The organism is Kitasatospora sp. NPDC091335 (genome assembly GCF_044757205.1).
Classification (GTDB): Bacteria; Actinomycetota; Actinomycetes; order Streptomycetales; family Streptomycetaceae; genus Kitasatospora.
Map to the genome: position 1 here is coordinate 41,501 of NZ_JBIVUM010000017.1, position 26,022 is coordinate 67,522.

Here is a 26,022-nt window from a genome sequence, read left to right on the forward strand (position 1 = left end):
CAACTCCGGCTACCCGTAGGTCAGTTGTCCCCGAAGTCGAACTCGACGGTGACGGGGGCGTGGTCGCTCCAGCGCTCGGCGTGGGAGGCCGCGCGCTCGACGTAGGCCTTGACGGCGGTGTCCGCGAGCTTCTGACTGGCCATCAGGTAGTCGATCCTCCAGCCGGAGTCGTTGTCGAAGGCGCGGCCGCGGTAGGACCACCAGGAGTAGGGGCCGGTGCGGTCGGGGTGGAGGGCGCGGACGACGTCGACGTAGCCGGCCTCGTCGAGGACGCGGGAGAGCCAGGCGCGCTCTTCGGGGAGGAAACCGGCGGACTTCTGGTTGGCCTTCCAGTTCTTGAGGTCCTCGGGCCGGTGGGCGATGTTCCAGTCGCCGCAGACGACGACCTCACGGCCGTCGGCGGCGGCGCGGGCGCGCAGGGCGGTGAGGTGGACGAGGAATTCCGCCATGAAGCGTTCCTTTTCGTCCTGGCGCTCGGTGCCGACCTCGCCGGAGGGGAGGTAGAGGCTGGCGACGGTCAGGCCGGGCAGGTCGATTTCGGCATACCTGCCCGAATTGTCGAATTCATCCGACCCGAATCCGATCGCCGTGCGCTGCGGCTCCTCGCGGGAGAGGACGGCGACGCCGGCCCGGCCCTTGGCGGCGGCGGGGGCCCAGATCGCGTGCCAGCCGTCCAGGTCGCGCAGTTCGACGGGCAGTTGCCCGGGTTCGGAGCGCACCTCCTGGAGGCAGACCACGTCCGCCTCGGTGCCGGCCAGCCACTCGACGAAGCCCTTCTTGGCCGCCGCCCGGATTCCGTTCACGTTCACACTCGTCACCACGATCACCCGGGCAGCCTACCGACTGGTCACCCCCGGCCCGAACCGTGACGCGCGGCGGGCGGCCGTCTCCCGCCGCAATGGTGACAGTGACTGACAGGAGATGTCGTGAACGTGGCATGAATATGGGCGACGGTCACACCAAGCCTCGGCATTGGTCTTGACCATCTCCGGATGGAGCCCCTAGGGTCACTTACTGCAAGGACCTTTAATAAAGAAGGACGGATAAAGGACCGCTCTCCCACCTGCCGCAACAGCGAGCAGTGGGCCCGGGATCCGGCCTCCTTGTCGCAGGGCGGACAACATCAGGGTGGAGGACACGGTGGGTACGACGGGACAGCTTTCTGCGGTGCCGGAGCCGAAGTACTGGCACCTGCGCACGGTGCTGCTGCGGGCCATCGACTCGGAGTTCTCCACCGGTCAGGTGCTGCCCAACGAGCGCGAGCTCTCCGCCCGCTTCGGCGTGGCGCGGGCGACGCTGCGGCAGGCGCTCGACCAGCTGGAGCTGGAGGGCCGTCTGGTGCGCCGTCGGGGGATCGGCACCCTGGTCGCCGCCCCGCGGGTCGGCGTCCCGGTCAACCGGCAGGAGGAGGGCTGGCCCGGCGCCGCGCGCAGCCAGGCCTGGCGGGTGGTGGACTGCACCACCGCTCCCGCCTCCGCGCAGCTGGCGCAGGGCCTCGGCATCGCGGAGGGCGCCACCGTGCACACCGTGCGCCGGGTCCGCCTGGTCGAGGGCCGTGCGGTGGCGACCGAGTCGCTGCACGTCCCGGCCGCCGCGCTGCCGCACCTGCCGGGCTTCCGGGCCGAGAGCGACCGCGCCCGTTCGGTGCTGCGCCAGCTGGAGCGCCTGGAGGTGGACGGTGAGTCCCGTTCGGTCGAGCTGGGTGTCGCCGAGGCCGAGCAGGCCGCGCTGCTGGAGCGCCCGCCGGGCTCGCCGGTCCTGGTCCTGATCACCCAGTACGCCTCGGCCGGCCGGCTCGCGGCGCTGGCGATCGCCACCTACCGGGCGGACACCTGCAAGCTGACCTTCGGTGAGACCGGCCTGGTCGAGGTCACCCCGGTCGGTGCGGCGGCCGCGGTCCGCACGGCCTCCTGAAGTACGGCCTCCTGAAGCCGACTTCCTGAAGTACGGCTTCGCGAAGTACGGCGGTCCGAGGCGTCACAGTCCGAGGCACCGCCCCCTGAACCATTTTCCGGAAACCCTCAGGTCGAGGCCCGGGCGCCGATCGGCGTCCGGGCCTTTGCCGTCGACCGGACGGCGTGGTCGCCGTTCCCGAGGGCGGGCCGCGGGAGGACGCGGCGGCGGCGGGCCTCCGGCCGGGCGCTCGATGTGGCGGAGCGTCGCCCGTGGGGATGAGTCCGCGGGGCGGCGAAGCGCCCCGCGGGTCGCGCGGCTACGCCCGGGGCGGGTCGACGGCGAAGAGCTGCTCCTCGACGTGGTCGAGGGCGACGCGCAGGGCGCCCATCGCCACCACCTCGGAACCGAGGGCCGCGAGGGCGACCTCCGGGGCGCGCAGGGTGAACTGGGCCAGGCGTTCGCGCAGCGGGCCCAGGACGCCGTCGAGGCCGGCCGCCCAGCCGCCGATGACCACCAGCTGCGGGTCGATGGCCAGGACGAGCGCGGCGACGCCCTGGACGAGGCGGGTGAGGAAGCGGTCCATGGCGACCTTGGCGATCTCGTCGCCCTCCCTGGCCAGCCGCAGGACGCGGGCCACGGCGGCCTCGTCCAGCGGGTTGAGCGGCTTTCCGGTGGTGGACAGCAGGCGCTCGGGGGTGACCTCCTGGCCGAGCAGGTGCAGGGCGCCGATCTCGCCGGCCGCGCCGCCGAAACCGCGGTGCAGCCTGCCGCCGATCAGGGACCCGGCGCCCGGGCTGAGGCCGGCCATCACGAAGACGACGTCGTCGGCGCCGACCGCCGAGCCCTGCCAGTGCTCGGCGATGGCGGCCAGGTTGGCGTCGTTCTCGATCAGGACCGGGCAGCGGAAGGAGCGCCGCAGCTTGGCGCCGAGGTCGAGTCCGGTCCAGCCGGCCATCGCGGTGCCCAGCTGGATGGTGCCCTCGCGGTCCACGATGCCGGGGGTGCCGATGCCGACCGACCACAGGTTGTCGCGGGAGATGCCGGCCTTGCGCAGCACCTCGGCGACGGCGGTGCGGACGGCGGCAAGCCGGTCCTCGGCCTCCAGGGTCTCGTCCACCGGCTTGAAGTGACTGCCCACCACCTCGCCGGTGAGGTCGGCCAGGATGACCCGGATGTCATGGACGCCGATCTCGATGCCGAGGATGTGTCCGGCCTCGGCGCGGAAGCGGAACCAGCGGGCCGGGCGGCCCCGGCGGCCGGTGCCCGGCTGGCCGTCCTCCCTCGGCTGCTCGACCTCGGCGACCAGCCCGGTCTCGACCAGGCCCTCGATCACGCCCTCGACCGTCGGGCGGGAGAGCCCGGTCTCGCCGACGAGCTGGGTGAGGGTCACGGAGTGGCCGTTCCGCAGCGCCCGAAGCGTGACCGCCGCGTTGATCCGCCGCAGCAGCGAGGAGTCTCCTCCGGTGAGCCGATCCGCCAATGCGATGCCCTTCGCCGTTCGCGCGACTGCCCTGGCGCGCGGTGTCGAGTGCGCGGTGCCCACCGAATGGCCCGCGGGGGAGCGCCCCCGGAGAACGCGGCAGGGCGGCAGGGGGCCGCCTGCGCGAGGGCCGGAGGACATGCGGGAGCCTACCCGGGGACGGGCCCGGGCGGCGAGGATCTTCGCAGCTCATCCCGGCTTCGGTATCGAAATGGTACGGATCGGGTGGCGGTGCGTGACCCGGGCTTCACCGCCTGGCCACGGTCGGCCCGCGCCCGGGCCGCGGGGACCGCACCGACCGGCGGGAGCGCTCCGCCGGCAGTGAGCCGAGGCCGCGCCGGGAGCCGGCCGTCAGGGCGCCGAAGGCGAAACAGGCCGCGCCGACGGAGCCGATGGACAGCAGACTGCCGATGGAGAGGACGGACCCGGCCGAACCGATGGACAGCACGGATCCGGCCGAACCGATCGAGAGGACGGATCCGGCCGAACCGATGGAGAGCACCGAGCCGACCGAACCGATCGACAGCACCGAGCCGATGGAGCCGATGGAGCCGATGGATCCGAGCGAGCCGTGGGAGGGCGGAGCCGGACGTGCGGAAGCGGTCATGCCCTTGATCGTAGCCAGCCCGCCCCGCCCCCGCGCCCGCAGTCGGCCCGCCCCGGGCGCTCAGTCGACCCGGGCCTCAGCGCACCCGGGCGCTCAGTTCACCCGGGCCGCGAACAGCCGTTGCCCCAGCAGGCCCATCGGGTGTCCGTCCTCCGGCAGGGTGAGCACCGTCGGGCAGCCGGCGGCCGTGAGCGCCGCCCGCCACTGCGCGGCCGGGTGGGCGATGCCGCCGCCGACGTCGCCGGTGATCAGCAGGTCGAGCTGTTCGGCGGTGGGCGCGAGCAGCAGCAGCCGGCCGCCGGGGGCGAGCCGGCGGACCAGCGCGGGCACCACCTCCTCCGGCCGCCCGGTCGCGGCCGCGGTGGCGACCACGAGGTCGTAGCGGCCGCCGTCGGGGGCGCGGTGGTGCTCGGTGTGCTGACGGGGCGGCCCGGCGGAGAGGGCACGGGCGACGGCGGTCTCGGAGTCCTCGGCGCCGAGTTCGAGGACACGCAGCGGGACGGGCCCGGCGTGGGCCTCGGCGGTGCCGCGCACCATCGCGCCGAGGGCGGCGCCGAGGAAGCCGCGGGCGGCGGCCCAGCGGACCGGGGTGGCGGCCGCCCGGGGCGCCTCCTGGCCGGTGATCAGCCCGGGCAGCCGCAGCGCGCCGCGCCGGACCCGGTCCAGGGCGGCGGCCGGGCCGAGCCCGTCGTCCCAGGCCTCGACGGCCGGGCGCCAGGCCTGCCGGACCTCGGCGGTGCCGGGCCCGGGCCCGCCGCGGAAGACCGGGCCCTGGGCCCCGCCGTCCTGGCGGGTGATCAGGCCGCGCCGGGCGAGCGCGTCCAGCCAGTGGCTGACCCGGGGGCGCTGGGCGGGGGTGACCATGGCGGTGGCCAGGAGTTCGGCCTCGGGGTGGCCGCGCCCGGGGTCGGTGAGCACGCCGGCCTGCTGGAGGGTGTGCAGCAGGGTGGTGAGTACGGCCCGGTCGAGGTGGGCGCCGAACGCGTGGACCTGCTCGGCGGTGACGCCGATGCCGTGCTTCCAGGCGGCGGCGGAGGCGCTCTCGGCGTCGGCGCGCAGCCGGCGGTCGGCGGCCTCGGCGTTGCTGTCGGGGGCGCGGACGTGGGCGAGGACGGCGCCGAGCGCGTCGACGGCGGCGTACACGTCCTCCTGGCGGGGTTCGGGGCCGATGTGCAGGACCAGGCGTAGCGCGGCGAGGTCGTGGGCGGCGAGGCCGGGCTGCCGGCCGAGCCGCCAGAGCAGTGCGGAGGGCAGGCTGAGGTGGGTGCTGCGGCTGGCGGCGACGGCGGCGAGCTGCTGGTCGGGGTGCTGGTCGGGGTCCCCGCAGTGGACGGTGCCGCCGGCCAGCAGGGTGGCGAGGGCGAGGTCGACGGCGAGGTCGGTGACCGGGTGCAGCACGGTGTGGCGGATCGGGGGCGTGCCGAGGACGCCGGCCCAGTAGCGCAGCCGCTGCTCGGCGGCCCGGGTGGCGGAGGGCGGCAGCGTGGCGTGCTCGGCGACGCGCTGGGCGAGGGCCCGGGGCAGGCCGCCCGGCGGGGAGACGCCGAGCAGCAGGCCGATGCCGCTGATCGCGCGCCCGTCGGCGACGACGGCGGGCCGTTCGCCGAGCTCGCGCAGCGCGCTGACCAGGGCAGGGGTCGTGGGCACGGTGATCACTCCGGGGGCTCGGGCAGCGGCCGGGCTCGGGCGGTAACCGGGCTCGGGCAGAAACCGCACCACTGAACCACGCGTTCGAGGTGGGAAGGGGCGTGAGCAAGTCAAACTTCGGTAATGATTTTCATATCGGACAGCCAAGCTGTCGGGGTGAGGGCGCCGTGAAGTGGCCGGAAGTTCACATTCCGGAAGGCTGGTGCGATCCCTTGACAGGTGGTTCGGGTACTGGATCAATGGAGCCCGACGAGCCTGACCGAACGATCGGTAGGTGGCTCCGATCGGGCAGAGCAGCGAAGGAGCGACGATGACCGGCACCGCACCCGTCCCGCGCAGACGCCTCGGGGAGCCGATCCCGCCCGAGCTCCTGGACGCCGGTGAGCGGATGGGCCCGGACGAACTGCGCGCCCACCAGCTCACCCGGCTGCGGGCCACCCTGCGGCACGCGTACGACAACGTCGAGCTGTACCGCCGCAAGTTCGACGCCGCCGGAGTCGGCCCGGAGGACTGCCGCAGCCTCGCCGACCTCGCCCGCTTCCCCTTCACGACCAAGGCCGACCTGCGCGAGGGCTACCCCTTCGGCATGTTCGCCGTCCCGATGGAGCGGGTCCGCAGGATCCACGCCTCCAGCGGCACCACCGGACTGCCGACCGTGGTCGGCTACACCGACGACGACCTCTCGATGTGGGCCGACGTGGTCGCCCGCTCGATCCGCGCGGCCGGCGGCCGGCCCGGCCACAAGGTGCACATCGCCTACGGCTACGGGCTGTTCACCGGCGGCCTGGGCGCCCACTACGGCGCCGAGCGGGCAGGCTGCACCGTCATCCCGGCCTCCGGCGGCATGACGGCCCGCCAGGTCCGGCTGATCCTGGACTTCGAGCCCGAGATCATCATGGTCACCCCGTCCTACCTGCTGACCCTGCTGGACGAGTTCGAGAAGCAGGGCGTGGACCCGCGCGGCACCTCGCTCCGGGTGGGCATCTTCGGGGCCGAGCCCTGGACGGAGGAGATGCGGCGCGAGATCGAGGAGCGGCTCGACCTGCACGCCGTCGACATCTACGGCCTCTCCGAGGTGGTCGGCCCCGGCATCGCCCAGGAGTGCGTGGAGACCAAGGACGGGCTGCACATCTGGGAGGACCACTTCTACCCGGAGGTCGTCGACCCGTTCACCGACGAGGTGCTCCCCGACGGCGAGGGCGGCGAACTGGTCTTCACCTCGCTCACCAAGGAGGCGCTGCCGGTCGTCCGCTACCGCACCCGCGACCTCAGCCGGCTGCTGCCCGGCACCGCTCGGCCGGCCTTCCGGCGGATGGAGAAGGTCACCGGCCGCAGCGACGACATGATCATCCTGCGCGGGGTGAACGTCTTCCCGACCCAGATCGAGGAGATCCTGCTGCGCACCCCCGGTGTCGCGCCGCACTTCCAGCTGCGGCTCGGCCGGCAGGGGCGGCTCGACCACATGACCGTCCGGGTCGAGGCCAGGCCGGACGCCTCCACCGAGCTGCGGGAGGCGGCGCGGGCGGCGATCGTCGGCGCGGTGAAGGACGGGGTCGGGATCACCGTCGCGGCCGAGGTGGTGGACCCGTACACGCTGGAGCGCTCGGTCGGGAAGATCAAGCGCGTGGTGGACGAGCGGCGTTGAACCCGACGCGCCGTCATGCCGGGAGCCATGCCGGGAGGCGGGGCGGGCGACGGAGCGGGCGGCCGGGCGGGCGTGGACACCCCCGCGCGGGCCCTATGCTGCGGGGCATGCCGAGTGAGCTGCGCACTCTTCAGCCCGTCGAGGACCTCGCCTTCGTCCGGCGGGAGACCGAGCTGAAGCCCGTCCCCTTCGTGCCCGAGATCAGCCTGTACATGGCCGAGGACGCCATCGCCCTGTGGGAGACCACCGAGCGGGAGCGCGGGCGGGCCGGGCTGCCGCCGCCGTTCTGGGCCTTCGCCTGGGCGGGCGGGGTGGCGGTCGCCCGCTACGTGCTGGACCATCCCGAACTGGTGGCCGGCCGCCGGGTGCTGGACGTCGCGGCCGGCTCCGGACTGGTCGGGGTGGCCGCCGCGCTGCGCGGGGCGACCGAGGTGCGCGCCGCCGAGATCGACGCCTACGCGGTGGCCGCGATCGGCGTGAACGCCGAGGCGAACGGGGTGCGGGTGGAGGGTGCCCTGGTGGACCTGGTGGACGGCGACGGCGGTCCGGCCGAGGTGGTGCTCGCGGGGGACGTCTTCTACGAACGGGCCATGGCCGCCCGCTTCCTGCCCTTCCTGGAGCGGGCCGTCGCTCGCGGCGCGACCGTCATCGTCGGCGACCCCGGCCGGGCCTACCTGCCCCGGGACAGGTTCACCGCGGTCGCGGCCTACCAGGTGCCGGTGGTCGCGGACCTGGAGGACACCGCGGTCAAGACCACCACGGTGTGGCGGCTCGGCTGACGGCACGTCACGCCGTGAGAGGGCTGTCCGGGTCGTGGAATTCCCGGCGGCGCGGCGGGGGCGGCTGCTGGGGCGTGTCTGACAATTCCCGCCGGGTGCGCGACGCGCCCCCGGCCTTCGGCCGGGAGGTACCCCCAGGGCACGCACCTCGCCGCGTTGTCGTCGGTCGCCAATGGCCCCCAGCCTGGCGGCCGGGAGGTGCCCCCACCGCAGTGGCTCCGCCCCCAGCCTTCGGCCGGGAGGTGCCCCCACCTCCGCCTTGCGATGCACGCACCCCAACGCCGCGCCCTGATCCGACGCCAATTGTCAGACACGCCCCAGACAGGCCCGCATGACCGATCGGATCGCGCGGCGCGCCGACGCCATGGTGCTGGACGACAACGCGCTCGGCCACCGCACCTGGCAGGCGGCCGGCTGCCACCCGGAGCCGCGGTGGAGCCGCTGGCTCAAGCCGCTGCCCGCCTGACGGCCGCCGCGGCGGTTGCTCCCGTCCCCGTCAGGACGGGAGCAACCACCGTGGGAGAGAGCGGTGTTCAGCCGCGCAGCCGGGCCAGCCAGGCCTCGACCTCGTCGGAGCGGCGGGGGAGGCCGGCGGAGAGGTTCTCGTTGCCGTCCTCGGTGACGAGGATGTCGTCCTCGATCCGCGCCCCGATGCCCCGGTACTCCTCCGGCACCGTCAGGTCGTTCTCCTGGAAGTAGATGCCGGGCTCGACGGTGAGCACCATGCCGGGCTCCAGCGGGCCGTCGACGTGCTCCTCGGTGCGGGAGTGGGCGCAGTCGTGGACGTCGATGCCCAGCATGTGGCCGGTGCCGGCCAGGGTGAAGCGCCGGTGCAGGCCCAGCTCGTACACCTTGTCCGCGCTCAGGTCGCCGAACAGGCCCCAGGCGGTGAGGTGTTCGGCCAGCTCGCGCTGGGCGGCGTGGTGGAAGTCGCGGAACCGCCCGCCGGGCTTCACCGCGGCGATGCCGGCCTCCTGGGCCGCGTACACGGCGTCGTAGACCTTGCGCTGGAGGTCGGTGAAGCGGCCGCTGACCGGCAGGGTGCGGGTGACGTCGGCGGTGTAGAGGTGGTCGGTCTCCACGCCCGCGTCGAGCAGCAGCAGGTCGCCGGGCCTGGCGTGGCCGTTGTTGCGCACCCAGTGCAGGGTGGTGGCGTGCGGGCCGGCCGCGGCGATGGTGCTGTAGCCCACGCTGTTGCCCTCGATCCGGGCGCGGACGAAGAAAGTGCCCTCGATCAGCCGCTCGGAGGTCGCGGAGTCGGTGCCCAGCACGCGCACCACGTCCTCGAAGCCGCGGGCGGTGGCGGCGCAGGCGAAGCGCAGCTCCTCGATCTCGAACTCGTCCTTGACCAGGCGCAGTCCGGACAGGAAGACCTCGAACTCCGCGTCCCGCTCGGCGACCGCCCGGTCGGCGAGGGCCGCCTCCACTCCCGCGTCGTGGCGGCGCAGCACGCGGGCCGGGCCGGTAGCGGCGCGCAGGTCGGCGCGGACGGTGCGGACGTCCCGGCAGGGCAGGCCGAACAGCCGCTCGCTCTCGGTCAGGCTGTTGCGGCGGCCGTCCCACAGCTCGCCGTGGTTGTCCAGCCAGAACTCGCCGTTGTCGGTGCGCGAGCGGTCGCGCAGGTAGAGCACGGCCTCGTGGCCGCTGCCCCCGGCCGGGGTGAGCACCAGGACGGCGTCCTCGGACTGGTCGCCGGTCAGGTAGGCGTAGTCGGAGGAGGGGCGGAACGGGTAGTCGGTGTCGTTGGCCCGCACCTTGGGGTTGCCCGCCGGGACCACCAGCAGCTCGCCAGGGAAGGCGGCGGACAGCTCCGCGCGGCGGCGGGCGGTGTGCGCGGCCTGCGGGATCGGCTCCAGGGCGGTGCGCTCGGTGTCGGCCCAGCCCTGCGTCATGCTCGCGGCGAGTTCGTCCGTGACGCCGCGGGTCAGGCCGTTCTTCCGGTACTTGATGGTCTCGGCGGGCTCGGTCACTGCGGTCTCCTGGTGAGGGTGGGGGAAGCGCGGTGCTTCGCTACGCTGCCCCGTCCGTCGGTGTGCGTCCCGTACGGTATATCGAACAATGCCGGGAGAGAAGAGGTTCGAGCGTGAACGATGCCGAGGAATCCGTCCGGGGCGTCCTGGCCGCCAACCTGAAGCGGGTGCGGGCCCAGCGCGGACTGTCGCTGTCCGAGCTGTCCCGGCGGGCCGGGGTCGGCAAGGCGACGCTCTCCCAGCTGGAGTCGGGGGCGGGCAATCCCACCCTGGAGACCGTGCTCGGGCTCTCCCGGGTGCTCGGCGTGCCGATCTCCGACCTGGTCGAGGCCAGGCCGGCCGGCGAGGTCACGGTGGTGCGCGCGGCCGAGGCCGAGGTGCTCAGCGGACGGGGCGTGGACCTGCGCCCGCTGCGCCGGATCGAGTCCGGGGACGCGGTGTTCGAGCTGTACGACCAGGTGGTGCGCACCGACGGCACCCAGATCTCCGGCGGCCACAGCGGGACCGAGCACACCGTCGTCCAGGCCGGCCGGCTGCGGGTGCGGGCGGGGCGCCAGGAGGTCGAGCTCGGCCCGGGCGACTACATCGGCTTCGACGCCTCGCTGCCGCACAGCTACACCGCCGTGGCCGGCGAGCCGGTGCGCTCGGTGCTGGTGCTCCAGTACCGGGCCGAGCAGCACCGCCACCTCGCCGAGACGGCCCGGCCGGCCGCGTGGGGGCTCTGGCACTGAGCGGCCCGGGTGGTTCGGCGCACCGCCGGATCGTTCGCAATACCGAACGGGCGGCGAGTGCGGCAGGATGATCATCATGACGGACGCACTCACTTGGTTCGCGGAATTCCAGTCGATCGCCTACGGCGGGGACCGCAGCTGGGGCTCCGACGGCGTGGACGGCGAGCCGGCCACCGCCGCGGCCCTGGCAGCCGAGCCGGCCGCCGCCGGAGTGCCCGACCACGACCGTGCGGGCGACGACCTCCACCGGACGAGCCTGGAGGTGATCGGCCGCCACTTCGGGCTCACCCTGCCACGCGCCCAGGTGCGGGAGGCCGCGCTCCCGGCCGTCCTGCTGGAGTTCGGCTGAGCGGATGGCACCCGCCCCGACCTCCCACCGGCCCGTCACGGACGCCCTCGGGATCGAGACCTGCCTGGTCGCCCGCGCGGACCGGCGGGAGAGGGTGCTGCGCGACTTCCTGGAGATCGCCACCGCGACGCTGCGGCCCGGCTGAGCGCCGCGGGCCCGGGCGCCGGAAGGCCCGGGCGGCGACGGCGGCGCGGCCGTCAACCGGCGTGCGCGGGATCCACCTCCGGGCGCCAACGGTGCGGGAACTCACTGTGAATTGTTCACCGGTCAGAGTGACAGCCCAGCCGCCTCCGGGGCTCTGCGGGCATCATGGGCCGCGACCGGGACGTCGCGGGACAGGGAGTCGACCGATGGGTAGGCCGATGGCGGAGTTCGGCTGCGCGAAGTGCTACGGCGAGGACGAGCAGGCGGTGTGGCGGCGGCAGCAGGTGGGGTTCGAGCACGAGACGGCGGTGGTGGACGGTTCGCGCTTCGCGGTCAACCTGCGGCGCTGCCGGGACTGTTCGCAGCGGTTCGTCTGGATCTTCACCGAGGTCGTCGACTGGATGGGCGGGGACGACGCCCAGTACGTGACGATCATGCCGGTGACCGCCGACGAGGCCACCGGCCTGACCGCCGGCACCCTGCGACCGCGCGGCCTCGGCGCGCTCGGCCGCGACCGCCGCCGCCTCAACCACGACTGGCCGACCGGCGGCCCGGCCCGGCTGCACTGGAACTCCGGGCGCTTCCTGGTCGCTGACGGCCGCTGACGACCCGGAGGCCGGCAAGCGGTGTACGACGTCCCGCCGGAGCCTGTTCGGTCGGCTGCCGTGGTGCCGGGTGCGCCGCAGTCTCCGACGGCCGGGGCGGCGGACGAACTGCTGTCCCGGTCAACGGCGTTCGGCCCGGTGCGGGCCGTCAGAGGTGGCGGAGACCGGGCTCCTCCCCGCTTCGAGGCGGGCACGTCGACTGCGCTTCGAGTCGGTGGCGGCCGGTGAGGCGTTCGACGGCCGCCTTCACCAGCCCGGTGAAGAGCGGGTGCGGGCGGGTGGGGCGGGAGCGCAGTTCCGGGTGGGCCTGGGTGGCGACCAGGTAGGGGTGCACCTCGCGCGGGTACTCGACGTACTCGACCAGGTCGCCCTTGGGCGAGAGGCCGGAGAACACCAGGCCGGTCTTCTCCAGGTCCGCGCGGTAGGCGTTGTTGACCTCGTAGCGGTGGCGGTGGCGCTCCTCGACGTACTGCTCGCCGCCGTAGACCTCACGGACGATCGAGCCCTCGGCGAGCTTGGCCGGGTACAGGCCCAGGCGCATGGTGCCGCCCAGGTCGCCCTTGCCGTCGAGGACGGCCAGCTGCTCGGCCATGGTGGAGACGACCGGGTGCTTGGCGGCGGAGTCGAACTCGGTGGAGTTGGCCTCCGGCAGGCCGGCCAGGTTGCGGGCCGCCTCGATGACGACGCACTGGAGGCCCAGGCACAGGCCCAGCAGCGGGACCTTGTTCTCGCGGGCGTAGGTGATGGCGCCCACCTTGCCGTTGACGCCGCGGTCGCCGAAGCCGCCGGGGATGCAGATGCCGTCGACGTCGCCGAGCCGGGCCTCGGCGCCGGCCGGGGTCTCGCAGTCGTCGGAGGCGACCCACTTGATCCTCACGCCGGCCCTGTTGGCGAATCCGCCGGCGCGCAGCGCCTCGGTGACCGACAGGTAGGCGTCGGGCAGGTCGACGTACTTGCCGACCAGCGCGAGGACGATCTCGTGATCGGGGTTGTGGACGCGGTCCAGCAGGTCGTCCCAGGTGGTCCAGTCGACGTCGCGGAACGGCAGGTCCAGGCGGCGCACCACGTAGGCGTCCAGGCCCTCGGCGTGCAGCATCTTGGGGATGTCGTAGATCGAGCGGGCGTCGGGGCAGGCGACCACGGCGGCCTCGTCCACGTCGCACATCATCGAGATCTTGTGCTTGATCGCCTGCGGGACCTCGCGGTCGGCGCGCAGCACGATCGCGTCGGGCTGGATGCCGATGTTGCGCAGGGCGGCGACGGAGTGCTGGGTGGGCTTGGTCTTCAGCTCGCCCGAGGGGCCGATGTAGGGCAGCAGGGAGATGTGCACGACGAAGACGTTGTTCCGGCCGACCTCGTGGCGGACCTGGCGGACGGTCTCCAGGAACGGCAGCGACTCGATGTCGCCGACGGTGCCGCCGACCTCGGTGATGACGACGTCCACCGCGTCCGTCGCCACGCACCGGACGCGGTGCTTGATCTCGTTGGTGATGTGCGGGATGACCTGGACGGTTTCGCCCAGGTACTCGCCGCGGCGCTCCTTGGCGATCACGGTCGAGTAGACCTGGCCGGTGGTGACGTTGGCGGTGCCGTCCAGGTCACGGTCGAGGAAGCGCTCGTAGTGGCCGATGTCGAGGTCGGTCTCGGCGCCGTCGTCGGTGACGAACACCTCGCCGTGCTGGAACGGGTTCATGGTGCCCGGGTCCACGTTGAGGTACGGGTCGAGCTTCTGCATCGTCACGCGCAGGCCGCGGGCCTTCAGCAGCATGCCCAGGCTGGAGGCGGTGAGCCCCTTGCCGAGCGAGGAGGCGACACCCCCGGTGACGAAGAGGTGCTTGGTCGTCGTGGATTTCGGCGGCATGGCCAAGAGAGGGCTCCCGTGGTCGCGGCTGGCAGGGGGAGGGGGAGGCACGGCTCCTCAGGGCGCGTCGGGCGCAGCGGATCCGGGTCCGGAGACGCGGGTGAGGATCTCCGTGTCGCAGTCGAGGATGTGCGGTAGCGCTCCGATCGTGTCGACGACGAAGCGGTACAGGCTGGTCTCGTCCTCGACGCACACGTCGGCCAGGATGCTGTGACACCCCGTCACCGCTGCGCAGAAGGACACCTCGGGACATCGGGACAGGGCGGTACCGACGACTTCGATGCCCGCCGGATGGACCTTCAGCCGTACCCGTGCCTCCACGGGGCGGCCCAGGAAGGCCGGGTCGGCGACGGTGCGCAGCCGCAGCACCCGGCGCTCCAGCAGGGAGGCCACCCGCCGCCCCGCCGTGGCGGTGGAGAAGCCGAGGTCCCTGCCGAGATCGGTGAGGCTGATGCGGGCGTTCCTCGTCAGGGCATCGGCGACGCGGCGGTCGGTGGGCGTGAGGTCGTGCCGGGGTGCGGGTCCGGGCAAGGGCTGGACCAGGCTTGCCCGCAAGCGCTTCTCCTCCTCCTCGGCCAGGACAGGGGCGTGCCACTCGGCCTCGGTTCGGAACGAGCGCAGTGTGATGTGTGAGCTGAGCACCGTGGTTTCGGGGAGACCGGGTACTTCCTCCAGCGGCAGGGAGGGCAGGCGTGGCCGTCCCTCCACGAGCAGGTGGCACCACAGGCCGGCCCCTCCGCTCACAGCGGCGACGTTAAGCACCCCGGGGAGCTTTGCCAATCGTTGAGGGATGGTTTCCAGACAACCCATCGCGGTCCGCAGCCGAAGGTGCACGGAGTGTCCCCGTCCGCTGTACAGGGGGTCGTAGTCGGCCGTGCAGCGGATGGTCCCCGTGCTCAGGAGCCGCTGGATGCGCCGTGCCACCGTGCGCTCGTGGTCGCCGAGGATGCGCCCCAACTCTGCGACTCCGGCGCGGGGGTTGATCTGGAGCGCTGCCACGATGCGCTGGTCAAGGTCGTCACTGACGTCTGAATCGTTCATCACGCCGCAATGATGGCAGGATCTTTGTCAGAAAAGCGATGGATGTTGTCGGGATCAATCAGCTGAGGCAGACTCGCAGATCCATCGCCGGAGTGGCGCCTGGAGAGCTTGTCGCATCCGACCCGAGGCGCCGGCCGAGTCACCACAGCGCCTGCTGTACCACCGCGGCCGGTACGCACCGATCGCCGACGCCCGCGACGCCGGTACGCCTGGCCCGCCCGCGCGGCCCGCCCCACCGCACACCACCGTGCCCGATGCAGGGCACACCCACCCCGAACGAACGAGGAGAGACACCGTCATGGAAACGAAGCCCGGCACGCGCGCCGAAGCGACGCCCGCGCGACAGTCCGGCCTGCTCACGGGGCTCGACGTCTTCGTCGGCGGACCGATCCAGCACGCCATCCTGGAGAACGGTTTCGTCGGCCACCTGCAGGACGCGATCACCACGGCGATCGACGCCGTCCGGGACAACGGAGCGAACGTCTTCTCGGCGCACCTCGTGGAGAAGTTCGGGGCCGAGACCGCGTCGTTCACCCCGGAGCAGGTCTCCGTGCGCGACTTGCGCTGGATGAAGAAGTGCGACGTCTTCGTGCCCGTCCTGCCGGTACTGGAGGACGGCACCCTGCGACGCACGGACGGCACCCACGTCGAACTCGGCTGGGCCACGGCCCTGGGGCGTCCCATCGTCCTGATCACCAAGCAGCCCTTCGTCGACTCCGCGAGCCACCTCCTGAAGGGCCTGCACCGGGTCGGCTTCGTCCAGACCATCGACTTCGACGAGTTCACCGAGAAGCCGGCGCTGCTCATCGACGCCGTGCTCGCCGCCACGGAGCGCCAGCGCGAGGCCATCGGCGCGAGCCTCGTCGCCTGACCGGCACCCGCCGGCACACCCCCACCTGCCCCACCGACGGACGGAGACATCGAGTGCCCGACGCGTCGATCCTAGGCCTGCCGCTGGCCAACCCCGTGATCGTCGGATCCGGACTGCTGACGGACCAGGAGCGCAACATCCGCCGACTCGTCGAGCGGGGCGCCGGAGCCGTCGTCACCAAGACCATCCACCCCAACCCGCCGCAAGGCCTCGACGAGCGGATCATCCGGCTGCCCGTCGGGCTGCTGAACAGCACCACCTACTCCAAGCGGCCGGTCAACCACTGGCTGGGCGTGTTGCGTTCGTTCGCCGAGGACCGGCTGCCCGTCATCGCCTCCCTGCACGCCGACACCCCGGCCGAACTCGCCGCCCTGGCCAAGGACGTCGAGGCGACCGGCTGCCGGGCCCTGGAACTCGGCATCTCCTGCCTCAACGAGGAGGAGGGGCTGGAGGACGACAACCCCGACCGGGTCTACGCCTACACCTCCGAGACCCGGGGCAGGACGGCGCTGCCGATCTCCGTCAAGCTGGCCGTCGGCGAGGGGCTCCAGGGCCGGGTGCACGCCGCCATCGAGGGCGGAGCCGATGCCGTCACCCTCAGCGACACCATCGGCGGCGCGGCCGTGTCCCCCGCGACCGGGAGGCTCGAACTGAACGGCGTCTTCGGGTACTCCGGCCCCGGCCTCAAACCGCTCGTCCTCGCCGCTCTCTGGCAACTGCGCAGGAGAGGCGTCGAGTTGCCCGTCATGGGCTGCGGAGGAGTGAGCAGCGGCCGCGACGTGGCCGACTACCTCAGCGTCGGAGCGAACGTGGTCCAGGTCTACTCGGCGCTGCACACCGACATGTACGAGACGCTCGAACGCATCGTGGCGGAGACCCGGGACCTCATCGGCTCCTCCGCCGCCGCCCCGCTCCTGCCGGAAGCGACCCGGGAGGCACCTCAGGGCGCACCTCAGGGCGCACCTCAGGAGGTGGCGATATGACCGCCCGACCCTCCGGCCCCCGGCTGCTCACCGACCTGACCAGCGCCCAGGTCGCCGACACCGTGCGCGGACGCACCGTCGTGTGGCCCATCGGGGCGATCGAGCAGCACGGGCCGCACCTGCCGCTGTCCGTCGACCTGATCCTCGCGGAGGCGTTCGCCACCGGGATCGCGAAGGAACTCGACGCGTTCACCCTGCCCGCGCAGGCCGTCGGCGCGCGGTCCCTGCCCCAGAGCGGCGGCGGGCTCCACTTTCCCGGCACGGTCTACGTGGCCGGCGACACCCTCGTCCGCTTCCTGCGCGAGACGCTCACCGCGCTGTCGGCGCTGCCCATGGCCCGGCTGATCGTGGTCAACGGGCACTACGAGAACGAACCGTTCCTCTTCGAGGCGCTGGACCAGGTGCGCGAGCAGGGCCTGTTGGACAGCACGGAGGTCTTCGCGTTCAGCTGGTGGAGCCTGGTCAGGGACACCTGGACCGACGCGGAAGTCCCCCGGTTCCCCGGCTGGCACGCCGAGCACGCGGGCGTCACCGAGACGAGCCTCATGCTCCACCTGCGACCCGACCTCGTCACCGACGAGCGCCCCGACCACGACGATCCGCCTCGAGCGGGTGTCTACCTGCACCCCGTCGACGTCGGACGGACCACCAACCGCGGAGTCCTGTCCTCGACCTCCGGCGCCGACGCGGGCCTCGGGGAGAAGCTGCTGCGCCACGTCGTGGACGAGGCGACGGCCATGGTGCGCGACGGCGACGGGCTGCTCCTCGCCCGGACCCGCCCGGACCGCCGCCGTCCGGACCCGCAGCGCCGACCCGCCGCACATCCCGAAGGGAAGCAGCCGTGACCCGGAAGTTCCACCTCGCCTGTATCTTCAACTTCACCCCGGACGACTGGCAGGGCCCCTTCGGCACCGGAGGCTCACCCTGGGACGGAAAGTTCCACACGGAGGTGGCCCAGGCGCTCGAACGGGCCTGCTTCGACTACGTGATCATCGAGGACAAGCTGATGGTCCCGGAGAGCTACGGCGGTTCCGCCGAGCGGGCACTGCGGCAGGGCATGGTCGTCCCGAAGCACGACCCGGTCCCGCTGGCCGTCGCGATGGGCCTCGCCACGTCCCACCTGGGAATCGTCGCGACCCTGTCGACCCTGGCGTACCCGCCGTTCATGACCGCGCGCCTCTCCTCGACGATGGACAGCATGCTCGGCGGGCGCTTCGGCTGGAACATCGTCACCAGCGCCGAGGACCTGGCCGCGCGGAACTTCGGACTGGAGAAGCTGCCGTCACGGGACGTCCGCTACGCCATGGCCGACGAGTACGTCGACGTCGTCCGGCAGCTCTTCGCCTCCTGGGACGAGGACGCCGTCGTACTCGACCGGGAGAAGGGGATCTACGCCGACCACACCAAGGTCCGGCCGATCCACTTCAAGGGCGAACACTTCAGCGTGCGGGGTCCGTTGAACACCGTGCCCTCCCCGCAGCACCGGCCCGCGTTCGTGCAGGCCGGGGCCTCGCCCCGGGGCCGGGTCTTCGCCGCGCGCAACGCCGACTCGGTCATCGCCATCGCCAACGGGGTGGAGGGGATGAAGGAGTTCAGGGACGACGTGCGCAAACACGCCGAAGCGGCCGGCCGTGACCCCGACGAGGTCAAGGTCCTGTTCTGCGTGACGCCCACGCTCGGCGAGACGGAGCAGGACGCACGGGCCAAGTACGAGCGGATGATCTCGTCGCCCCAGTTCATCCACGACATCCTCGCCGAGACCTCCGCGCTCACGGAGATCGACTTCGCCCGGTTCGACCTCGACGAGCCCCTGCCGTACCGGCTGAAGACCAATGGCGAGCAGGGTTCACTGGACCAGCTCCAGCAGTGGGGCAGCGGCAAGACGCTGCGGGAACTGGTGCTGGACGCCGCCGGCGGGCTGGTCTCCTCGGTGGAACTCATCGGCACACCCGACCAGGTGGCGCAGCGGATGGGGGAGGTCATGGAGGAGGTCGGAGGGGACGGCTTCATGCTGACGACGCCGGTACTGCGGCTGAACCGCCACTGGGTCGCCGATGTCACCGACGGACTCGTGCCCGCGCTCCAGCGCCGCGGGCTGACCCGGAGCACGTACACCCCCGGCCACACCCTGCGGCAGAACCTCGCGGAGTTCTGAGCAGCCCCGCCGCACCCGGTGAGAGCCGTCCGGTCCCGGCGTCCGCCCACCGCGCCACGGTCAGGCGGACCCGCCGGGACCGGACGGCACCGCACCGCGCACCGTGTCGCGGTACCAGCGGCCCCACGTGTCCAGCTGCTCCGTGATGGAGTCCAGCGTGTGGCCGGCGTCGGTGAGCGCGTACTCGACCCGAGGGGGCACCTCCCGGTACACCGTCCGTTCCACCAGCCCGTCCGCCTCCAGCTCCCGGAGCTGGCGGGTCAGCATGCGCTGGGTGACACCCGGCAGGGCGCGCCGCAGTTCGCCGAACCGGTGGGTTCCCGAGACCAGTTGCTTGAGAATGGCCAGCTTCCACCGGCCGCCGAGGAGCTCCATGGCGAACTCGACCGCGCAGTCGTCCGAGGATTCTTCGACGTTGGAACGCACCTGACCTCCATTGGTATACAGCGTGGCACCAGGGGACACAAAAGACCGTACTTGCGGCCCGCGTCGGTACTTCCGGAAGCTGAGACTATGACAGAGAGCAAGGCCCCCGTCGCGGCCGGACGAGCCGCCGGGAAAGAGCGTGCGGGGCATTCGACGGACTCGGGGCAGCCGGGCGGACCGGCCCTTCCCGCGCGGCAGCGGTGGCTGGTGCTGGCCGTGGTGTCGGGGAGCCTCTTCCTGTGCGGCATCGACCTCACCGTCCTGCACGTCGCGGTGCCGAGCCTGAGCCGGGACCTCGAACCGAGCCCGGCCCAGCTGCTGTGGATCGTCGACGTCTACTCGCTGACCCTGGCCGCCCTCCTGGTGACCTGCGGCACCCTCGGCGACCGCATCGGCCGGCGCCGGATGGTGCTCAGCGGCTTCCTCGCCTTCGGTCTCGCCTCCGCGGCGGCCGCGTTCGCGACCTCGACCGCACAACTCATCGCCGCGCGGGCCGCACTGGGCGTCGGCGCGGCGATGATCATGGCGTCCACGGTGGCGATCATCCGGGTCGTCTTCACGGACGACCGCGAACGCGCCATGGCGCTCGGCATCTGGACCTCCGCGCACAGCGTCGGGGCCACGATCGGTCCACTGGCCGGTGGCCTGGTCACCGAGAAGTGGGGCTGGGGAGCGGTGTTCCTCATCAACGTCCCCGTCATCGTCGTCATCCTGGCCGTCGGCGTCCGCGTCATCCCCGAGTCACGCAACCCCGAACCCCGCCGCTGGGACGTCACCAGCGTCGCGCTGTCCGTCACCGGCCTGGCCGCCGTGGTCTACGCGCTCAAGCAGGCCGGCGAGCACGCGGGGGTGAGCGCCGTCATCGTCCTCCTGGCCCTCGCCGGCGGCGTCCTGCTCTACGCCTTCGTACGACGCCAACGGCGCATCCGGGAGCCGTTGCTGGACTTCACCCTCTTCCGTGAACGCCGCTTCAGCACGGCCACGCTGTGTGTCATCGGCTGCTTCGGCAGCTATGTCGCCCTGCTGTTCTTCCTCACCCAGTGGCTCCAGCAGGTGGGCGGGTACTCGCCGGTGCGCGCCGGGCTCGCGCTGATGCCGCTGGCCGGCGCCAACGCCCTCGGCGCGGTCACGGCCCCCTGGGCGGCGAACCGGTGGGGCAACCGCTGGGCCCTCACCGGAGCACTCTCCCTCTTCGCCCTCGCGTGCGCCGCCATCGCGGCCGTCGGCGACGCGGGGCACTACGGCGTCCTCCTCGTCCCGCTGCTCGCCGCCGGGTACGGCGCCGGCATCGTCATGACCCTGGGCGCCGACTCCATCATGGGCGCCGCGCAACCCGAGCGGTCCGGGGAGGCGGCCGCGATCCAGGAGACGTCCTTCGAACTCGGCGCCGGGCTCGGCGTCGCCGTCCTCGGGGCCGTCCTGACCGCCGTGTACCGCACCGGCCTGCCCGACGTGCCGGGCCTCTCCGCGGAGCAGCAGGCCAGGGCCGGGGAGTCGTTCGCCGCGGCGGAGGACGTCGTGACGCACCTGCCGTCCCTGACCGCCGACGCGGTGCTGCGGTCGGCACGGCAGGCCTACGACCGGGGCTTCACCGCGGTGGCGGTGATCGCGGCGATCGGCCTGGCGGGCACCGCACTCATGGCCGCGGCCCTGCTGCGTCCCCGCCCGGCCGCGAAGCAGGCCGGCGAGGGCTGACCGGTGCCGGAGGGGCAGGGCCGGTGGACGTGCGTTCATGCTCGCAGGGCAGGAGTTCAAGCGCCTGAGAGAGCGCGGACACGGCGGTGCGGGCTTCGAGGTGACTCGAAGCCCGCACCGAAACTCCTTCTGCTCAGGTGCCGTTGAGGGCGTAGCTGCGGAAGGTGGCCAGCAGCGGCAGCACCTCGGTCTTGCTGGGATCCTCGGTGACGGCCCGCATCGCGTCGATCACCGTGTGGGCGATGATCTTCGTCACCGAGAGGTCCTCCGAGGGGGCGAGGGTGCCCCAGGCCTTCAGGGTCTGGGTGAGCAGGGCGCTCATCCGGGCGCCGATGTTGGAGCTGACCGCGTCGGAGATCTCGGCGAGCTCCTCGTCGCTCATGGTGCTGCGCAGCCCGAAGGCCAGCGCCATCAGGGTGTCCATCGCGTGTTCGCCGTACGCGGCGACCAGTGCCGGCAGCGGCCGTTCACCGGGGCTGCCCGCCGCCAGGGCGGAGAGCGCCTCGTCGTCGTCCTTCCACGCCGCCTCCAGGGCGGCCAAGGCCCGCAGGGCCTCGTCTGCGGTGAGCCCGTCTGTCATGGAAGGAACGGTATTGAGCCGTCCCGGCTTCCGACAGGGCCGGAAGCCGGGATCACCCCTTCGAGCGAAGCGGGGCCGAAACGGCCCGGTGGGCCTGCGCGAAGTGCTCGGCGTTCCAGGTGCCGCCGAGCGCGGGGGCCAGCGCGGTGGCGGCGAGGTCCGCGAAGTCCTCGGCGCCGCCGGCCCGTTCGGGCAGCGCGCCGAGCAGCGGGGCGCCGGCGGAGCGGGGCAGGTCCGCGAGGTTGCAGCGCTCGGCGAGGCCCGGCGAATCGGGCCAGGAGCCGACCACGACGCCCGTGAGCGGCAGTTCACGGGCCGCCAGGGCCTCCGCCGTGAGGGAGACGATGTTGAGAGTGCCGAGCCCGGCGGAGGCGATCAGCAGCACCTCGGCCGGCAGCCCGGCGTCCAGTACGGCGCGCACCTGGTCGGCGAGCGTGCGGCCCTCGTCGTCGTAGCGGACCAGCAGCCCGCCCGCGCCCTCCACGAGTACCAGGTCGTGCGTGGAAGCCAGCTCGGCGACGGCCCCGACCACCTCGGCGGGGGAGAGGTACGCCATGCCGGCCCGCCGGGCGGCCGTGTCGGGCGCCAGCGGCTCCGGGTAGCGCACCAGTTCACGGAACGTCAGATCGCCTGCCAGTCGCCGGACTTCGGCCGCGTCGCCGGGCTCGCCCGGGGAGACGCCGGTCTGCCCCGGCTTGAGCACGGCGACCTTCCGGCCGGCCCGCAGCGCCACCGCGGCGACGGCGGCGGTGGCGACCGTCTTGCCGACGTCCGTGTTCGTCCCCGTCACGAACAGGATGCGCGCGCTCATCCGGCCACCGCCGCGGCGGTCACGGCGGCGGCGATCCGTGCCACGTCCTCGTCCTCCGTCACATAGGGCGGCATGGTGTAGATCAGGTCCCGGAACGGCCGCAGCCAGACGCCCGCGCGGGCGGCCGCCTCGGTCGCCGCGGGGACGTTCACCGGGTGGTCCAACTGCACGACGCCGATGGCCCCCCGGACCCGTACGTCGTGCACGCCGGGGAGGTCCGCGGCCGCCGCGAGGCCCTCGGCCAGCCCGGTCCCGACGCGCTTGACCTCCGTCGACCAGTCCTGCCCGAGCAGCAGCTCCAGCGAGGCGTTGGCCGCCGCGCAGGCCAGCGGGTTGCCCATGAACGTCGGCCCGTGCGCGAGCACCGGCACCTCGCCGCGGCTGATCCCGTCCGCGACCTCGCTCGTGCACAGCGTGGCGGCCAGCGTCAGGTAGCCGCCGGTCAGCGCCTTGCCCAGGCACATCACGTCCGGCGAGACGCCCGCGTGGTCGGCGGCGAACAGTGCGCCGCTGCGCCCGAATCCGGTGGCGATCTCGTCGAAGACGAGCAACACCCCGTACCGGTCGCACAGTTCGCGCAGCATCCGCAGGTAGGCGGGCGAGTGGAAGCGCATCCCGCCCGCGCCCTGGACCACCGGCTCGACGATGACGGCGGCCAGCTCGTCGGCGTGCCGGGCCATCAACTCCTCGAACCGCGCGGCGTATTCGGGATCGAGCGGCGCGTCGAACCCGGCCGGCGGCTCCGGGGCGAAGAGCTGCCCGGGCAGCACCCCGCCCCACAGGTGGTGCATCCCGCCGTCCGGGTCGCACACCGACATCGGGTGGAAGGTGTCCCCGTGGTAGCCGCCGCGCCAGGTGAGCAGCCGGCGCTTGGCCGGCCGCCCGACGGACTGCCAGTACTGGAGGCACATCTTCATCGCGACCTCGACGGCCACCGAGCCCGAGTCGGCGAGGAAGACGTGTTGCAGCGGCCCCGGGGTGATCTCCACCAGCGTCGCGGCCAGCCGGACGGCGGGCTCGTGGGTGAGCCCGCCGAACATCACGTGGCTCATCCGCCCCAGCTGGTCGCGCACGGCCTCGTCCAGCACCGGGTGCCGGTAGCCGTGGATCGCCGCCCACCAGGACGACATCCCGTCGACCAGCTCGCGCTGCCCGCCGGCGACGGGCTCGGCCAGGCGCAGCCGCACCCCCGAGGCGGACTCGACCACGTACGGGGTGACGGTGCCGGGCATCGGCCCGTACGGGTGCCACACGTGGGCGCGGTCGAGGGCGAGCAGGGCGGCCGCGGACGGCTGGGACATGGTGGGTGACTCTCCAGAACGGTGGAACGGTCAGGCGTTGGGGGCGAGTCGGGTGCCGGCGCCGCGGCGGCGGACCTTGACGAGGTCGCCGCGGAGCTCGTCGTCGGCGCTCTCCGGGGCGGCGGCCTCCGGCGCGGCGTGCGCGTGGCCGCCGCACGGCCCGCAGCCGCCGCCGCTGCCGCAGGCCGACGCCGACGCCGACACCGACGCCGGTGCCGCGCTGCCGCAGGCCGAGGCCCCGCTGCCGCAGCCGCCCGCCGTCTGCGCCGCCTCGGCGACGTCCGCGCGGTGGCGCGGCAGGGTGGCCTCGCCGGCGCCCTCGACGTCGAAGCCGGCGTCCTTGATCATGTCGAGGTCGGTCTGGCCGGCCTGGCCCTCGCTGGTCAGGTAGTCCCCGAGGAAGATGGAGTTGGCGATGTGCAGGCCGAGCGGCTGCATCGAGCGCAGGTGCACCTCGCGCCCGCCCGCGATCCGCACCTCGGTGTCCGGGTTGACGAAGCGGACCATCGCCAGGATGCGCAGGCAGCGCTGCGGGGTGAGGTTCCACTCCTTGGCGAGCGGGGTGCCCTCGAACGGGATCAGGAAGTTGACCGGGACGGAGTCCGAGCCCAGCTCGCGCAGCGCGAACACCACGTCGACCAGGTCCTCGTCGCTCTCGCCCATGCCGGCGATCAGGCCGGAGCAGGCGGACAGGCCCGCTCCGTGGGCCTTCTGCACGGTGTCCACCCGGTCCGCGTAGGTGTGGGTGCTGGTGATGGTCCCGTAGGTGCCCTCGGAGGTGTTGAGGTTGTGGTTGTAGGCGTCGGCGCCGGCCGCCTTGAGCCGCTCCGCCTGGTTGTCGGAGAGCAGGCCGAGGCAGACGCAGATCTCGACCTCGGGGTCGGCGTCCCTGATGGCGGCCATGGTGTCGGTGACCCGGTCGATGTCACGGTCCGTCGGGCCGCGGCCGCTGGCGACCAGGCAGACCCGCTTGGCACCGCCGGCCACCCCGGCGCGGGCGGCGTCGGCGGCCTGGTCCGGCTTGAGCCAGGTGTACTTGAGGATCTCGGCCTTGGACCCGAGCCGCTGCGAGCAGTACGAGCAGTCCTCCGGGCAGAGCCCGCTCTTGAGGTTCACCAGGTAGTTGAGCTTGACCCGGCGGCCGAACCAGCGGCGGCGCACCTTGCCGGCCGCCGCGACCACGTCGAGCAGCTCGTCGTCGGTGGTGGCGAGGACGGCGAGGGCCTCCTCGCGGGTCGGGACTTCGCCGCGCAGGCCCTTGGCGGTCAGGGTATCGAGCAGATCCATGGGGCGATCCTGCCTGGTGGCGATCGGGCGGCGCCAGAGCAAATCCGCCAGAAGATCGGCGCGAGGATGTGCCGATTGCCACAGTGTCGAAGGTCACGGCTCCGCCGCTGGTCACGCGCTTGACGGGAACCCCGGCATCCGGTTACCGATGAGTAGGAAGGTGGCGTCCGTGGATGCCGGGACGCCCGTGGTCCATCGGTGATCCACAACCCCCGACCCAGTGATCCACGCCACCCGAGGGGTGCTTAGAATCTGCGCCATGACCACGCAGGGGGAGCGCACCCCGACTCCGGGAGAGGGCCGGGACGGCCGGGCAGGGCAGCGGGTCGGCGGGGGCGCCGGCACCGACGGTGGGACGGGCCGCAGACGGGGACGGCGGTTGACGGCACGTCGGGCGGTCGGCTGGGTCGCCGTGGTCGGTGTGGTCACCGCCGGCGGATGGATCATCACCCGCCCGATGCCCGGCGACTACATACCCGGGCTCGGCCCGTCCACCAAGGACTCCGAGAAGACGCCGCGGGTGGTGGGCGCCCCGCCGCCGCCCACCGACCCCGGGGCCCTCAACGTCGACAACCTCTTCCCCGCCCAGCGGCCGGTCGAGGTCGGCGCCTACAAGGCGCGGCGCAACGGCGTCCGGCAGGGCGAGAACTGCGTCGAGGTGCTCCAGGACCGCGCCCAGGACCCGCTGAAGGACAGCGGCTGCCAGGCCTACCTGACCGTCAGCTTCACCGGCCAGGACCGCCCGGTGCTCAGCAGCGTCACCCTGCTGCGCTTCCCCGACCAGGCCTCCGCCGCCAAGGCCGCCGACGCCCTGCGGGCCAAGCCCGGCGCGGTCGCCTTCATCCTCGCCGACGCCTCCACCGCCCCCGCCCAGGCCGCGGGGGCCAAGGCGGGCGGCGAGCCGCGGATCGAGGCGGTCGGCCACTACGTGACGGTCACCAGCTCGCGGCCGGGCGACGGCCGTCCCGCGGGCTCCGCCACGGGCGGCACCGGGGCGCCGACCACGCCGGTCACGGCGCCCACCGGTACGGGGCCGGGCAGCGAGCAGAACCTGGACGAGGCCACCAGGGCGCTCTCCTACGCGGCGGGCTCGCCCTTCGTCTGGATGTGACCCGCCGACGCCGTGACTCCCCCGGGGAGTCACGGCGTCCGCCCGGG

The 26,022-nt window shown here is 73.0% G+C and carries 26 protein-coding genes; 14 read left to right on the forward strand and 12 right to left on the reverse strand.

Going from position 1 to position 26,022, the window contains the following annotated elements:
- Positions 1-20 precede the first annotated feature (20 nt).
- The gene (locus tag ACIQOW_RS29795; RefSeq protein WP_401090078.1) at positions 21-827 is read right to left on the reverse strand and encodes an exodeoxyribonuclease III; all 807 of its coding nucleotides are present in this window, start codon (positions 825-827) and stop codon (positions 21-23) included.
- Between the two features lie 313 nt (positions 828-1,140).
- Here ACIQOW_RS29795 and ACIQOW_RS29800 point away from each other — a divergent pair, with 313 nt between their 5' ends.
- The gene (locus tag ACIQOW_RS29800) at positions 1,141-1,914 is read left to right on the forward strand and encodes a GntR family transcriptional regulator (protein WP_401090080.1); all 774 of its coding nucleotides are present in this window, start codon (positions 1,141-1,143) and stop codon (positions 1,912-1,914) included.
- Positions 1,915-2,212: 298 nt separating this feature from the next.
- Here ACIQOW_RS29800 and ACIQOW_RS29805 read toward each other — a convergent pair whose 3' ends face one another.
- The 3 genes from ACIQOW_RS29805 to ACIQOW_RS29815 form a co-directional block, all read right to left on the reverse strand.
- Positions 2,213-3,376, reverse strand: a complete 1,164-nt coding sequence (locus tag ACIQOW_RS29805) for an ROK family protein (RefSeq protein WP_223244575.1) — start codon at positions 3,374-3,376, stop codon at positions 2,213-2,215.
- A gap of 247 nt (positions 3,377-3,623) precedes the next feature.
- Positions 3,624-3,983 (reverse strand): hypothetical protein, encoded by a 360-nt coding sequence (locus tag ACIQOW_RS29810; protein WP_401090082.1) that lies wholly within the window; start codon positions 3,981-3,983, stop codon positions 3,624-3,626.
- A 93-nt stretch (positions 3,984-4,076) separates the two neighbouring features.
- A complete protein-coding gene (locus ACIQOW_RS29815) occupies positions 4,077-5,630 on the reverse strand; it encodes a hypothetical protein (protein WP_401090083.1) in 1,554 nt (517 codons plus the stop codon).
- A 310-nt stretch (positions 5,631-5,940) separates the two neighbouring features.
- Here ACIQOW_RS29815 and paaK point away from each other — a divergent pair, with 310 nt between their 5' ends.
- The 3 genes from paaK to ACIQOW_RS29830 all read left to right on the forward strand — a co-directional run bounded on the left by paaK (position 5,941) and on the right by ACIQOW_RS29830 (position 8,520).
- Entirely contained in the window at positions 5,941-7,275 is a 1,335-nt protein-coding gene (gene paaK, locus ACIQOW_RS29820) for a phenylacetate--CoA ligase PaaK (protein WP_401090084.1), read from the forward strand.
- A 107-nt stretch (positions 7,276-7,382) separates the two neighbouring features.
- A complete protein-coding gene (locus ACIQOW_RS29825; RefSeq protein WP_401090086.1) occupies positions 7,383-8,054 on the forward strand; it encodes a class I SAM-dependent methyltransferase in 672 nt (223 codons plus the stop codon).
- A gap of 331 nt (positions 8,055-8,385) precedes the next feature.
- Positions 8,386-8,520, forward strand: a complete 135-nt coding sequence (locus tag ACIQOW_RS29830) for a hypothetical protein (protein ID WP_401090088.1) — start codon at positions 8,386-8,388, stop codon at positions 8,518-8,520.
- Positions 8,521-8,587: 67 nt separating this feature from the next.
- Here ACIQOW_RS29830 and ACIQOW_RS29835 read toward each other — a convergent pair whose 3' ends face one another.
- Positions 8,588-10,024 carry an aminopeptidase P family protein gene (locus tag ACIQOW_RS29835; RefSeq protein WP_401090090.1) on the reverse strand — a complete coding sequence of 479 codons (1,437 nt, stop codon included), beginning with the start codon at positions 10,022-10,024 and terminating at the stop codon, positions 8,588-8,590.
- Positions 10,025-10,137: 113 nt separating this feature from the next.
- Between ACIQOW_RS29835 and ACIQOW_RS29840 the strand changes: the two genes are divergently transcribed.
- The 4 genes from ACIQOW_RS29840 to ACIQOW_RS29855 all read left to right on the forward strand — a co-directional run bounded on the left by ACIQOW_RS29840 (position 10,138) and on the right by ACIQOW_RS29855 (position 11,853).
- Positions 10,138-10,755: a helix-turn-helix domain-containing protein gene (locus ACIQOW_RS29840; RefSeq protein ID WP_401090092.1), complete on the forward strand. Its 618-nt coding sequence runs from the start codon at positions 10,138-10,140 to the stop codon at positions 10,753-10,755.
- Positions 10,756-10,831: 76 nt separating this feature from the next.
- Complete coding sequence (locus tag ACIQOW_RS29845) at positions 10,832-11,104, forward strand: hypothetical protein (RefSeq protein WP_401090094.1); 273 nt, start codon at positions 10,832-10,834, stop codon at positions 11,102-11,104.
- A gap of 4 nt (positions 11,105-11,108) precedes the next feature.
- Positions 11,109-11,249, forward strand: a complete 141-nt coding sequence (locus tag ACIQOW_RS29850; RefSeq protein WP_401090096.1) for a hypothetical protein — start codon at positions 11,109-11,111, stop codon at positions 11,247-11,249.
- 205 nt (positions 11,250-11,454) lie between these two features.
- The gene (locus ACIQOW_RS29855) at positions 11,455-11,853 is read left to right on the forward strand and encodes a hypothetical protein (protein WP_401090098.1); all 399 of its coding nucleotides are present in this window, start codon (positions 11,455-11,457) and stop codon (positions 11,851-11,853) included.
- A gap of 148 nt (positions 11,854-12,001) precedes the next feature.
- On the opposite strand, the gene ACIQOW_RS29860 is transcribed toward ACIQOW_RS29855, so the two are convergent.
- Positions 12,002-13,714: a CTP synthase gene (locus ACIQOW_RS29860; protein ID WP_401090100.1), complete on the reverse strand. Its 1,713-nt coding sequence runs from the start codon at positions 13,712-13,714 to the stop codon at positions 12,002-12,004.
- Positions 13,715-13,771: 57 nt separating this feature from the next.
- Positions 13,772-14,755 carry an Lrp/AsnC family transcriptional regulator gene (locus ACIQOW_RS29865; RefSeq protein WP_401090102.1) on the reverse strand — a complete coding sequence of 328 codons (984 nt, stop codon included), beginning with the start codon at positions 14,753-14,755 and terminating at the stop codon, positions 13,772-13,774.
- A gap of 298 nt (positions 14,756-15,053) precedes the next feature.
- On the opposite strand from ACIQOW_RS29865, the gene ACIQOW_RS29870 reads away from it, so the two are divergent.
- Genes ACIQOW_RS29870 through ACIQOW_RS29885 form a run of 4 tightly spaced genes read left to right on the forward strand, consistent with a single transcriptional unit; the run spans position 15,054 to position 18,764 of the window.
- Positions 15,054-15,626 (forward strand): nucleoside 2-deoxyribosyltransferase, encoded by a 573-nt coding sequence (locus tag ACIQOW_RS29870; protein WP_401090104.1) that lies wholly within the window; start codon positions 15,054-15,056, stop codon positions 15,624-15,626.
- A gap of 53 nt (positions 15,627-15,679) precedes the next feature.
- Positions 15,680-16,609 (forward strand): dihydroorotate dehydrogenase, encoded by a 930-nt coding sequence (locus ACIQOW_RS29875; RefSeq protein ID WP_401090106.1) that lies wholly within the window; start codon positions 15,680-15,682, stop codon positions 16,607-16,609.
- Complete coding sequence (locus ACIQOW_RS29880) at positions 16,606-17,454, forward strand: creatininase family protein (RefSeq protein WP_401090108.1); 849 nt, start codon at positions 16,606-16,608, stop codon at positions 17,452-17,454. Before ACIQOW_RS29875 ends, ACIQOW_RS29880 begins: the two co-directional genes overlap by 4 nt.
- Positions 17,451-18,764, forward strand: a complete 1,314-nt coding sequence (locus ACIQOW_RS29885) for an NtaA/DmoA family FMN-dependent monooxygenase (RefSeq protein ID WP_401090110.1) — start codon at positions 17,451-17,453, stop codon at positions 18,762-18,764. The genes ACIQOW_RS29880 and ACIQOW_RS29885 overlap by 4 nt, the downstream gene beginning before the upstream one ends.
- 60 nt (positions 18,765-18,824) lie before the next feature.
- Here the strand turns inward: ACIQOW_RS29885 and ACIQOW_RS29890 are convergent, their stop codons facing one another.
- The gene (locus ACIQOW_RS29890) at positions 18,825-19,190 is read right to left on the reverse strand and encodes a winged helix-turn-helix transcriptional regulator (protein WP_401090112.1); all 366 of its coding nucleotides are present in this window, start codon (positions 19,188-19,190) and stop codon (positions 18,825-18,827) included.
- An 87-nt stretch (positions 19,191-19,277) separates the two neighbouring features.
- Between ACIQOW_RS29890 and ACIQOW_RS29895 the strand changes: the two genes are divergently transcribed.
- The gene (locus ACIQOW_RS29895) at positions 19,278-20,885 is read left to right on the forward strand and encodes an MFS transporter (RefSeq protein ID WP_401090114.1); all 1,608 of its coding nucleotides are present in this window, start codon (positions 19,278-19,280) and stop codon (positions 20,883-20,885) included.
- A gap of 133 nt (positions 20,886-21,018) precedes the next feature.
- Here the strand turns inward: ACIQOW_RS29895 and ACIQOW_RS29900 are convergent, their stop codons facing one another.
- Genes ACIQOW_RS29900 through bioB form a run of 4 tightly spaced genes read right to left on the reverse strand, consistent with a single transcriptional unit; the run spans position 21,019 to position 24,864 of the window.
- Positions 21,019-21,465, reverse strand: a complete 447-nt coding sequence (locus ACIQOW_RS29900) for a hypothetical protein (RefSeq protein WP_401090116.1) — start codon at positions 21,463-21,465, stop codon at positions 21,019-21,021.
- A gap of 52 nt (positions 21,466-21,517) precedes the next feature.
- On the reverse strand, positions 21,518-22,276 hold the full coding sequence (bioD, locus tag ACIQOW_RS29905) for a dethiobiotin synthase (RefSeq protein ID WP_401090118.1): 759 nt from the start codon (positions 22,274-22,276) through the stop codon (positions 21,518-21,520).
- On the reverse strand, positions 22,273-23,577 hold the full coding sequence (locus ACIQOW_RS29910) for an adenosylmethionine--8-amino-7-oxononanoate transaminase (RefSeq protein ID WP_401090120.1): 1,305 nt from the start codon (positions 23,575-23,577) through the stop codon (positions 22,273-22,275). Before ACIQOW_RS29910 ends, bioD begins: the two co-directional genes overlap by 4 nt.
- Before the next feature lie 30 nt (positions 23,578-23,607).
- Positions 23,608-24,864 carry a biotin synthase BioB gene (gene bioB, locus ACIQOW_RS29915; protein ID WP_401090122.1) on the reverse strand — a complete coding sequence of 419 codons (1,257 nt, stop codon included), beginning with the start codon at positions 24,862-24,864 and terminating at the stop codon, positions 23,608-23,610.
- A gap of 259 nt (positions 24,865-25,123) precedes the next feature.
- Between bioB and ACIQOW_RS29920 the strand changes: the two genes are divergently transcribed.
- On the forward strand, positions 25,124-25,975 hold the full coding sequence (locus ACIQOW_RS29920) for a hypothetical protein (RefSeq protein ID WP_401090124.1): 852 nt from the start codon (positions 25,124-25,126) through the stop codon (positions 25,973-25,975).
- Positions 25,976-26,022: the final 47 nt, after the last annotated feature.

What these genes read in the sequence shown, in the direction of transcription:
- ACIQOW_RS29900 (WP_401090116.1), bottom strand. Translation starts at nt 21,465, where the DNA reads ATGACAGACGGGCTCACCGCAGACGAGGCCCTGCGGGCCTTGGCCGCC.
- ACIQOW_RS29845 (WP_401090094.1), top strand. Translation starts at nt 10,832, where the DNA reads ATGACGGACGCACTCACTTGGTTCGCGGAATTCCAGTCGATCGCCTAC.
- bioD (WP_401090118.1), bottom strand. Translation starts at nt 22,276, where the DNA reads ATGAGCGCGCGCATCCTGTTCGTGACGGGGACGAACACGGACGTCGGC.
- ACIQOW_RS29880 (WP_401090108.1), top strand. Translation starts at nt 16,606, where the DNA reads ATGACCGCCCGACCCTCCGGCCCCCGGCTGCTCACCGACCTGACCAGC.
- ACIQOW_RS29855 (WP_401090098.1), top strand. Translation starts at nt 11,455, where the DNA reads ATGGGTAGGCCGATGGCGGAGTTCGGCTGCGCGAAGTGCTACGGCGAG.
- ACIQOW_RS29860 (WP_401090100.1), bottom strand. Translation starts at nt 13,714, where the DNA reads ATGCCGCCGAAATCCACGACGACCAAGCACCTCTTCGTCACCGGGGGT.
- ACIQOW_RS29830 (WP_401090088.1), top strand. Translation starts at nt 8,386, where the DNA reads ATGACCGATCGGATCGCGCGGCGCGCCGACGCCATGGTGCTGGACGAC.
- paaK (WP_401090084.1), top strand. Translation starts at nt 5,941, where the DNA reads ATGACCGGCACCGCACCCGTCCCGCGCAGACGCCTCGGGGAGCCGATC.
- ACIQOW_RS29895 (WP_401090114.1), top strand. Translation starts at nt 19,278, where the DNA reads ATGACAGAGAGCAAGGCCCCCGTCGCGGCCGGACGAGCCGCCGGGAAA.
- ACIQOW_RS29825 (WP_401090086.1), top strand. Translation starts at nt 7,383, where the DNA reads ATGCCGAGTGAGCTGCGCACTCTTCAGCCCGTCGAGGACCTCGCCTTC.
- ACIQOW_RS29870 (WP_401090104.1), top strand. Translation starts at nt 15,054, where the DNA reads ATGGAAACGAAGCCCGGCACGCGCGCCGAAGCGACGCCCGCGCGACAG.
- ACIQOW_RS29920 (WP_401090124.1), top strand. Translation starts at nt 25,124, where the DNA reads ATGACCACGCAGGGGGAGCGCACCCCGACTCCGGGAGAGGGCCGGGAC.
- ACIQOW_RS29910 (WP_401090120.1), bottom strand. Translation starts at nt 23,577, where the DNA reads ATGTCCCAGCCGTCCGCGGCCGCCCTGCTCGCCCTCGACCGCGCCCAC.
- ACIQOW_RS29810 (WP_401090082.1), bottom strand. Translation starts at nt 3,983, where the DNA reads ATGACCGCTTCCGCACGTCCGGCTCCGCCCTCCCACGGCTCGCTCGGA.
- ACIQOW_RS29865 (WP_401090102.1), bottom strand. Translation starts at nt 14,755, where the DNA reads ATGAACGATTCAGACGTCAGTGACGACCTTGACCAGCGCATCGTGGCA.
- ACIQOW_RS29850 (WP_401090096.1), top strand. Translation starts at nt 11,109, where the DNA reads ATGGCACCCGCCCCGACCTCCCACCGGCCCGTCACGGACGCCCTCGGG.
- bioB (WP_401090122.1), bottom strand. Translation starts at nt 24,864, where the DNA reads ATGGATCTGCTCGATACCCTGACCGCCAAGGGCCTGCGCGGCGAAGTC.